We start from the raw sequence: 10059 nt of genomic DNA on the forward strand, positions 1-10059 counted from the left end.
GCCCCCGCCACCGGCCCCGGCGCGGACGACCCGGCGCACGGCGGCAGGAACGACCTGCCCACCGACGACGAACTGCGGCAGCGCCTCGACGCGTTGGACGACGACCCCACCGCCCGCGACCTGCGCCACCAGGCGTACGACGCTAACTCCCCCGAGGAGGCGCGGCGCGCCCTCGACGAGCGCGCCGCCCGGCAGGAGCAACTGGACCGCCAGCGCCAGGACGAGGCGGACCGGCTGCGCCAGGATCTCGACCGCGCCGAGGACCAGCACTCCAGGGATCTCCTGTCCGGGCGGCAGGACGCCGCCGACCGGTCCGCCCGGCGCGTCGCGGACCTCCGCGACCAGCTCGACCACGCGCTGCCGCACGATCAGCGGACCTCCGACCTGCGCCAGGAACTCGGCCAGGTACTGGGCGGGCAGCAGGACCCCGGACACCTCGGCCGGATCGGCACCGACCCGCAGGACGAGGCCGGCCACACGCCGTCGCCCGACACCGCGCCCACGGAGCAGCGGCCCCAGCCCGTGATGAACGAGCCCCTCGCCGTCTCCCACCGCGGGCCGGACACCTCCGGCACGTCCGGCACGGGCGCGGACCACGACACACGCCATGCCACGAACGGCGCCACCCCGCACACGACGCCGGACCGGCAGCCGCCGACGGCGAGCAGCAACCGGCCCACGACCGTCCACACGGCGCCCCACTCCGGCACGGACCAGCTGCCGCTTCAGGAGAGCGCCCGGCCGCCCGAGCAGCGAACCGGCCCGGAGACCGAGACCCGCACCGAGAGCGACCCGACCCGCAGTCCCGTCCCGGACACCGCAGGGCTGGACGAGCTGCGCCACGTTCCGGGCACGGAGAGCGGCCTTTCGACCGCGCGTCCGCCGGCGCGGCTGAACCACGCACCGCGCTTCGTCGTGCGCTCGTCCTTCGACCAGCGCCGCGTCGACGTCGGCGGGCAGACGTACACCGACCTCACGGTCAGGGTCGCGCTGCATCCCGGCGCCACGGACCCGCAGAGCCTGGCGGACACCCGCAGCCGTGTGGAGGAGGGCGTCGAGACGTATCTCAACCGCCCCGGTTACCGGCTGCCCAACGGCGACCTGCTGCACGTCACGGTCGAGCACGTGGCCCCGGGCGAACAGGCCCATATGAACGTCCACGTGACGAACGGCGACACCGGCGGGCACACCGACCAGCGGACGTGGACCACGGGAGCGCCCCCGATCACGTACGCCCACGAGATCGGGCATCAGATCGGTTTGCGGGACGAGTACGGGGACGCCGGCGACCCGGACACCTCCGGTGTCACCGGCGGCTTGATGGGGAACTACCACCTGCCGTCCGAACACGGGCTGCCGCAGGGCGGGTTGGGCGGGCGCCACCTCTCGCTACTGGGCGCGCTCACCGGCGGGAACGCCACCGACGCCCCGCACCCGGGTGCGGGCACCGCCACCGGACCGCACCCCGACGTGCGGAACGATCCCGCATGGCAGGAAGCCCGCTCCCAGGTGCCGCCGGTCACCCGCAACCACGTCCACGTGGACCCGGTCACCGACCCCTTCGCCGAGCCCGCCACCACTACGCCGGTCACCGCGAACGATCACGCGGACACCGCGGATCATCACGTTGTCACGACCGACGATCACCCGGTCACGACGGACGATCACGTGGACACGACGGACGCCCGTACCGACGCCGGTGACGATCACGCCGACACGGTGACCGACGACGTCGGCACAAGCACCGACCCCGAACCCGGCCTCGGCCTCGGCACCGAGACCGATCCGATTCAGCGGCCCGTGCCCGACACCACCGGGCGGCCGGACGGTGATCCGGCTCCGCAGCTCACCGACGGATGGCACGACTCCTCGCTCGCGGGCAAGCGGATCGTCGAGGCGCCGGGACCGGAGGCCGTACGGCGGCAGGTCGAGGCGCTGCTCGGTGGGCACGCGAACGACCCCCAGGTGGTTCAGCGGCTCAACGGCCAGTTCGACCCCGCCAACTTCCGCAAGCACTACCCGCAGATGATCAACGGCGGTTGGCGATTCCCTGTCCACGTCGACGGCCACCCGTACGAGGTGCGGGTGGGGGCGGACACGACACCCTGGCAGTTGGACCCGACCCGCGACGCGGGCAAGGACAACGACGGCGACGGGCTGAACGTGAAGTCCGGTGGCGGCTACGCACCGCCCAAGGTGAAGACGGAGCTGTCGACGTCGCAGTCGGGGCTCGACTACAACCCGTCGGTGATGCGGCCGGTCAACCCCAACCTGACGGTACTGGTGAGCGGTTCGGCCAAGGTCGGCGGCGCGGGCCACGGCACGGAGACGACGAGCACGACGTCGGCGAAGGCGGCCGACGAGGTCAAACTGACGGGCAAGACCGACAGTTACACGTCCCGGGCCACGTTCAACATCCAGGTCGTGGACCACCACGGCGATCCCCTCACCGGAGGCGGTCGCGAGGCCGCGCCGCCGCAGCCCGCCCAGCCGATCGGCGGGCAGCTCAGGGCGGACGTGCCGCGTTCCGGCCCCCGTTCCGCCACGCAGCCGCACACCTGGCAGGGCTGGAACCCGCCGTCCCGGACGGTCGGCGACCAGACCGCGCCCGTCCCGGCACCCCACACGGCCACCGCCACAGTTCCCGCCACGGGAACGGCCCAGGTGCCCACGCCCGCCGCCGGGCACCCGCTGACGATCACCGGACTTGACGGCGTCCGCGACGCCGTCTTCGACGCACTGCCGCGGGACGCGCAACCGGGCGGCACGGCCCACCAGGACATCGCGGACTTCCTCGATCCCGACAACGTGATCGCCCAGTTCGAGCAGGTGTCGGGTTCCGGCCTGATCTCCGGGCCGCTGACGTTGTCCGACGGCGGCACCGGCTTCCTGCGCCTGACGGCGGAACCGGAGACCTCCACCGTGCTCCACACGACGGACACCACGACCAGCACCGGCTTCACCAGCGGTGGCGAGCAGGCCCGCAACCACTCGCAGAGCAGCGGATGGGCGCTCGGCGCGGGCGGTGGCGCCTCGGGCGAGGTATGGCACAACCCGGCGACGGACGAGACGAAGTGGCTGACCGGGACGGGCAGTTACACCTACGGCCAGTCAACGGCCCATGGCTCCACGGGTACGCACGCGGTCGAGGGGGGAGTCTCCGTCGAGCACAAGGGGCGTGCCGACGTCGTGAGCACCCCGACCCGCTTCCGCGTGTGGCTGACCCGGCAGCAGCTCTCCCCGGGGACCGACGGCCTGCACACCACCAGCACACAGGAGATCACCGACCACACCCCGCCGGCGCCCGCGCCGGGCACGCACGTCGTGCAGATGCCCGGACACGCGCCCACAGGTGAGGTCGTCCGCGTCCTGCCCCGGCCGCAGGAGCCCGCCGGCCACGATCCCGCGACGCAGCCGCCGGCGGTCCGGCAGCCGCCGTCCGCGCAGCAGTTGGGCGGTCCCGCACTCGCCGAGCGGACCACCTTCACCGATTTTCCCGGCACTGAGCAGTTGGAGCGCCACATCGTGCAGACGCTGTGGCAGACCGCCCCCGGCGTCCTTCCGCCTCCCGACGTCGTCCACCCGCCGCAGGGAGCCGTCACGGGTGACCACCCGCCGGTCCGCGTCTCGCCCAAGGCGTTCACCAACCTGGCCGACCTGCGCCGCCAGATCGCGCCGTCCCAACTCGCCGGGGGCGGTCACCGGCTGCTGGACGGCACCTTCCGGATCAGCCTGGACAGCTCCCACCTGCCGCTGCTGAAGGCCAGCACCTACGACGTCCTGGTGAAGGCGGATCTTGGCCCCGGCACGTACGAGGACACGCGGACCGCCACGGCCAAGAACACGCTGACCCAGTCCGCCGGTGCGGACCGGTCGGTCAGCCAGGGCAGTTCGCACACCGTCGCGGGCAGCGGCAACCTGCGCAGCTCGCTGGACCACACGGACTACCAGCGCGGCTTCTTCAACGTGAACGCCGACGGCGGTTACGCGCCCACGCACGCGACGGCGGTCGGCGACACCACCGAGGTGAAGCGGACGCTGACCGTCTCGGGCGACCGCGACCGGTTCTCGTACCCGGTCTCCTTCGGCGTCCTGACGGTTCATCAGGACGCCGACCACCCCGTGGTGCGGGTGCCCACCCTCCCGACCGAGCTGCACCACCGGTCGGTGCGGCATGTCGGCACCGGCGGCGGCCGCGTCACCGTCGGGGTGGGCAGGACCGAGACGCCCACCGGTGTGCCGCAGCGTGTGACGCTGGACCGGCTGCCGGACCACCACCTCGTGGACCATGTCGGCGACCAGGACGCCTACGGCGACCACGCCCGCGAGGCCGTCGAGAGCGCCTTCACCACCCGCCACGACAACGGGCATTCACCGCTGCCGGTCCGCGTCCCCGCCCTCGACGACCTCATCAAGCCGCTCACCACGCAGTCCCAGCTGCGCGCGAGCGTCTCCGCGTCGCACGGCGGGTGGACCAACACGGCCGACCAGCACGTCGGTTCGGGCCGCAACCGCGACACCGCGGGGCTGTCGCAGCGTACCCAGCTGCACAACCTCACCTATCGCGAGACCCTCTCCGGCGACGGGAAGCTGGAGGTCGAGACCAAGACGGAGACGTCGGTGAAGGTGCAGGACAAGGCAGCCGTGACCGGAAAGGGCGGTGTCGGCGGCGACTTCGGCCGCTTCCCTGCCACGCCCGAGGACCCGCACGCCTCGACGTACCAGCTGCGCGGCGGTGTGCGGGGAAAGGGATCCTACGGCGGCAGCGGCGCCGACGCAGTCAAGCACGTCTTCACGACGAGCCGCACCACCGCCCAGGGCGGCCCCTGGCACGTCTACGAGGGCGACGCGCGCATCACCTTGCAGGGCAAGGTCACCAGTTCCACCGGCGACGTCACCTACGGCGATCCGGTCACCCATGACCACCGGGTGCGCGTTCTGCTCTCGGACGACGATGTCCGTGCGCTGACGCAGACCGCGCGCCCTGACACGGTTACCGCCGGCGGCGGTAACGGCAGCGGTGTTCGCACCGACGCCGACACCCGTACCGGCACCGGCACCCGTACCGGCACCGACCCCGGTACCACGATCACCGCTACCGGCACCGACTCGGGCACGACGACGGTCACCCCCGGTACCGACGCGACCGTGCAACCGCCGCGCCGCTCGCTGCCGTTGGAGAACGGGGTGAGCGGCGGCAGCCGGGTCGAAATCCCCTCGACCGATGAGATCCTGCGCGAGATCGACCGCCAGATCCGCGGCGGCTCGCTCCCCCCGGGCGACCTGGAAGCCGGGAACGGCCTGGGCGACGTGCCCTTGTCGGCGCTGCCGTTCGCGGACCTGGTCACGCCCGACCACCTCGGGGCCCACTACGACGACCTGGTGGGACCCGGCGTACTGGTCCACACCGTGGAGGACTACCACGGCGTCCGTACGGTGACGCAGGTCCACATCAAGGGCACCCCGACCGGGTGGCGCCACGACGGGCCGCGGACGGACGGCGGTTCGACCCGCAAGGTCACCGCCAGCGAGACCGTCACCGGTGACCGCGGCCGCAACTGGTCGGCCGGCGGGGACAGCAACATCCGTGCCTCCTACCGGGCCCCGACGGCCACGGACCACCTCAACAACGTCACGTACTCGGCCACGGCGGGCGCGGAGACGAAGGGCAACACGTCGCACTCCTCCAGCCAGACCACCACGGTCGACCACAAGACCACCGTGTCCGGCGGCCTGCACAAATTCAGCACCTCCATGCGCTTCGACGTCACCGTCACCCGGCGCAACGCGACCCAGCGCTTCGTCAACCTGCCGGCGCCCCGACCGGTCCTGCCGGACGGACGGGTCAGCGCCTGGGTGCCCGAGTCGATGACGACGACCGGTCCCGCCGCCGACACCGCGGGCGGCACGACGGCCCCGCACCAGTCGGGCGCGGGGCAGCAGGCGGCCGACCAGCACCTGCCGCAGCCGCGGCCGCAGCCGCGCGAGCAGGACGGCGGCATCGACATGCAGCCGGTCAACGGCACCCCCGAGCAACGCCGGCAGTGGCGTACCGACTTCGACTCCGGCCACGACCTGGTCGGTCTCGACCACCCTGAGCGGCTGATCGACGCGGCCCACAACGCGCTGACCGCACCGCGCCCGTGGGGCGACGGCGTCCTCGGCCGCACCGGTTCCGTCGCGTCCCAGGCGTGGAACGCGACGACCGGCGCGCTCGGCGGCGCCGCGTGGTCGATGACGCCCGACGCCGCCCGGCGCGTCGTCGAGTCCTTCGTCCACGACCCGCGGCTGGGTCCCGGCCACCAGCTCCGCACCGAGCAGACCACGCCGCTCCCGCAGCAGATCTCGACGCGGCAGGCGCTGTCCGGCCAGGCGCTGTCCACCGTCTTCCCGCAGTTGAAGGACCCGGCCACCGGCTACCGCACGGTGCCGCTCGGCCCGGACGGCCGGACCGGCCTGAAGGTCTCCATGGAGCCGACCGGCCAGGCCCAGGAGGTCGGGCGCCGCGACGACGCGAAGGACGAGGTCACCGTCTCGACCGAGGACGACCTCTCCACGTCCGCCGGGAGGGGCGTCTCCTACAACGTCGCCCCCGCCGACGTCGTCTTCCTTACCCGCAACCCTGGCTTCGCGGTGCCGGTGCCAGGCCTCAACTCGGTCCAGATCAGCCGCGATCAGTCACTGGCCGCCGACTCCGCCGTCACCCTCCCGCCCGGCACCCCCGGCCGCGGGCTGACCCCTCCGCCGGTCCCGCACGGCCTCACCGGCGACAAGCCCGGCCAGGGCACGACCGAGGGCGTCCAGCGCCTCTTCCGCCAGCCTGTCCGCATCACCCTCCAGAAGTACGACGCGAACGGCGTCTACGGCGGTCCCGTCACCACCACCCACCACGCCTACTACTGGTCCACCGCTCCGCGGCAGCCGGTCGTGCCCGACACCACCGCGACGACGGTGACCGGCACCCCCGTTGCCCCGGGTACGGGACCGGACACGCCGGATACGACAGCGGACCAGGCCCACGTGGCGCCGCCCACGGCTCCGGCCGTCCCGACGATCCGGGTCACCGCACCGGACACTCCCGTCGTGACCGACCAGGCGCACCCCGTTCACCCCGTCACGGCCGGGTCCCCGTCCACGGATGTGCTGTCGCATCCGTCCGAGGACCTGCCGTCCGCGCCCGCGCCCGTACCCTCCGGCCCGTCCGCCTGGGATCTGCCCTACGAGGGCAACGAGGGCGGCGCGCGGCAGCAGTTGACCGGGTCGCAGCGCGCGTGGGTCGATCACAGCGCTCAGGAGGCCGCCGCAGGGATCGCCGCGGTGGTGGCCGCGGGACGACCGGTGCCGGTGATCCGTGTCGAGGGCCACGCGGTGGTGAGCGTCGACGGCGTGCCGCACTTCGGCCGCTCGCTCCAGCTTGCCGACAGTCGCGCGCGGAACGTCGCCGCCGCGTACGGTGCGGCGCTGGCGTCCGCCCTGGACGACCTCCGTGCCTCGGGGCGGCCGGTGCCTCCCGCGGAGGAGGTCCGAGTCACCTACGGCCCCTTGGTGCCGTGGCCCCCGGTCGCCGGCGCGTACCCGCCCGGCGGCTCGGTGACGGTCGCCCTGGAGCCGCCCCGCACCGCGACGGTCTGACGGCGTACGCCACGCGGGATGTCGGCACTGCGGGTGGCGATCGAGCATCCGACCAGGCCATGCGCCGGCCAGGCGACCGGCATCCCGCCCCGGACCGCGGCCGGCGTCCGGGCGGCGGCTACAGCGCCCCGGCGTCGCGCGCGGTCCACACCGACGGGTAGATCGGACGCCAGCCCAGGTCCTCGCGCAGCGGGAGATTGTCGGTGACACCGCGCCACGGGTCGGGGTCCTGCCGGTCGGCGGCGTCCGCGGGCAGCGGCAGGCCCGCGAGCCGGTACAGGTCGAAGGCGGTGACCGGGGCGTCGTCGGCCGCGTGGAAGATCCGGCCTTCGACGCCGGGGGCGCGCAGCGCGCGGAAGAGGGCCTGGGCGACGTCCGCGTGGTGCACCATCGGCATCCGCTGGTGGGCGGCCCAACCGGCGGCGAAGCGTACGGCCTGGCCCAGGTGCGGGTCGCCCTCGCCGTAGACGAAGGCCAGCCGGACCGTCACCAGCGGCAGGCCGCGGGTGCTGCGCAATTCCTCCAGTGCGGCGTCGGCCTGCGCCTTGGAGGCCGGGTAGACGCCTCGGTCCTCGCCCGGGCGCGCTTCGTCCTGCTCCCGGGCGGGACGCCCGCGGCCTGCTCCGTAGACCAGATTGGTGCTGGTCTGCACGAAGCGGCTGACGCCCGCGGCCAGGGCCTGATGGCCGAGCGCCACCGCGGCGTCGCGGTTCACCGCCCAGGCCTCCGTGTCCGGCACATTGCGGAAAGCGGCGGCGACGTTGACGACCGCGCTCACGCCGTCGAGCGCCTTGGCCCGGTCGGCCGCCGCACGCAGGTCGCCGACGACCACGTCGGCGCCGAGCGCGGCGAAGCGCTCGCCGCGCGCCTCGTCCCGTACCAGCACCCGCACCGTCTCGCCCTCGGCAGCCCACTGCAGCAGCCGGGGGACGAAGCGCTTGCCGACCTGGCCGGTGGCCCCGGTCACCAGAATGGTGTTCATCGTCGTGGTCCTTCCTCTCGCTGGATCCGACTCCACTGTGGGCGCGGGCCCGCGGCGCCGGGAGAGACCCGGTCGTCCAAGGATCGGCGATCCCTGGACGAGCCGCCTCGCGAGAGGAACCCCTGCGGCACGTGCCCCGGCTCCCCGGCTTCCGCCGCCGCCCGCGTCACCGGGGGTCACGGACGCCGCGCCAGGAGGACGAACTCCCTTCCCGGGCGGTCGGGCGCGTCGCGAACGGCCTCCACCACGAATCCGTGCCCGTCCACCTCCCTCTCGACCTCGTCCCGCTCGCGGAAGCGCAGCGTCGAATCCGACGTCAGCACCTGTCCGTCCGCTGCGAAGCGGTAGGTCCAGCGGAAGGTCACCAGAGGCAGGCTCACCTCCAGCAGTCGTCCGCCATCCGCAGGTAGGCGTCGAGGTCGCCGCGGTCGGGGTCGAGCGGATCGCAGATCGCGGCGAGCCGCGGGTGCGCGAAGCAGTCGTCAGCCATGCGGCCGAACGTGCGCAGGGCCGGGCCCGGACGGCTACCGGGTTTGGCGACGGCCACCGGCGCGTACCCGCCTGCGCGTGATGCGCCGGTGCGGGAGGGGTGCCGGGCAGCCGCGGTGACCGCCCGAAGGCGACGTGGCAGGACTCGCGGAAGCCGCGAGTGCGGCACGATTACCGTGGGTGTGGACGCCGGTCCGGGCGCGGGTGTCGAGAACGCGGCGGCGGCTCCGTCCCAGGGACACGGCGGCCACGAGCGGTCGCGCGACAGTGGAGGACGGCGAGTCATGGACCCCGAGCAGATCGCACAGGAGCTGGCCGACGCCGGCGAGCTGCTGAGCCAGGCGTCAATGGCACGGCTGGCGTACAACGGCCCCGACGGGCTGCCACGCGTCATCCCGATCGGGATCTTCTGGACCGGCGAGGAGATCGTCATGTCCACCGCGGCCACGGCACCCAAGGTGAGGGCGCTGTCCGCCCGCCCCGAGGTCGCCCTGACCATCGACGCCGGCGACACCCCCGGCTCGGCGAAGACCCTGTCGGTGCGCGGCGTCGTGCACCTCACCATCGTCGACGGGGTGGTCCCGGAGTACCTGGCGGCAGCGCGGAAGAACTTCGACGCCGAGTACGCGGCCGAGTTCGAGCGGAACTGCCGGGCCATGTACGACCGGATGGCGCGTATCGCGGTCGAGCCGCGGTGGGCACGGTTCTACGACTTCGGTGCGGGGCGAGTGCCGCGGTTCCTCGCCGACCTCGCCAAGGGGTCGGGCTGACCGCGGCCCTTGCCGAAACCCTCGTCCGCGCAGCTCATGCGGCATGTCGGTGAGGGGGGATCGGCACGGGGAGGAGGGGGCGGGCTCCGGCGACGCCCTGATGCGGCCGGTGGCCCCGGGGGGGGGGGGGGGGGGGGGGGGGGGGGGGGGGGGGGGGGGGGGGGGGGGGGGGGGGGGGGGGGGGGG

The 10059-nt window shown here is 73.7% G+C and carries 3 protein-coding genes and 1 pseudogene; 2 read left to right on the forward strand and 2 right to left on the reverse strand.

Annotated elements, in window-relative coordinates:
- Positions 1–7632 (forward strand): hypothetical protein (locus tag V7E46_RS29670; RefSeq protein WP_333771311.1); only part of this gene is annotated, 7632 nt, incomplete at its 5' end.
- Positions 7633–7750: 118 nt separating this feature from the next.
- Here the strand turns inward: V7E46_RS29670 and V7E46_RS29675 are convergent.
- Positions 7751–8614, reverse strand: a complete 864-nt coding sequence (locus V7E46_RS29675; protein WP_333771312.1) for an NAD-dependent epimerase/dehydratase family protein — start codon at positions 8612–8614, stop codon at positions 7751–7753.
- Positions 8615–8790: 176 nt separating this feature from the next.
- Positions 8791–9003 (reverse strand): annotated as a pseudogene (locus tag V7E46_RS29680) (SAM-dependent methyltransferase); the annotation flags it as partial.
- A gap of 384 nt (positions 9004–9387) precedes the next feature.
- On the opposite strand from V7E46_RS29680, the gene V7E46_RS29685 reads away from it, so the two are divergent.
- Positions 9388–9873, forward strand: coding sequence for a pyridoxamine 5'-phosphate oxidase family protein (locus V7E46_RS29685; RefSeq protein ID WP_333771313.1), 486 nt, complete (start codon positions 9388–9390; stop codon positions 9871–9873).
- Positions 9874–10059 lie beyond the last annotated feature (186 nt).

Origin of the sequence: Streptomyces sp. IBSBF 2435, from assembly GCF_036815005.1 — a bacterium.
In the GTDB taxonomy this organism is placed as follows: Bacteria; Actinomycetota; Actinomycetes; order Streptomycetales; family Streptomycetaceae; genus Actinacidiphila.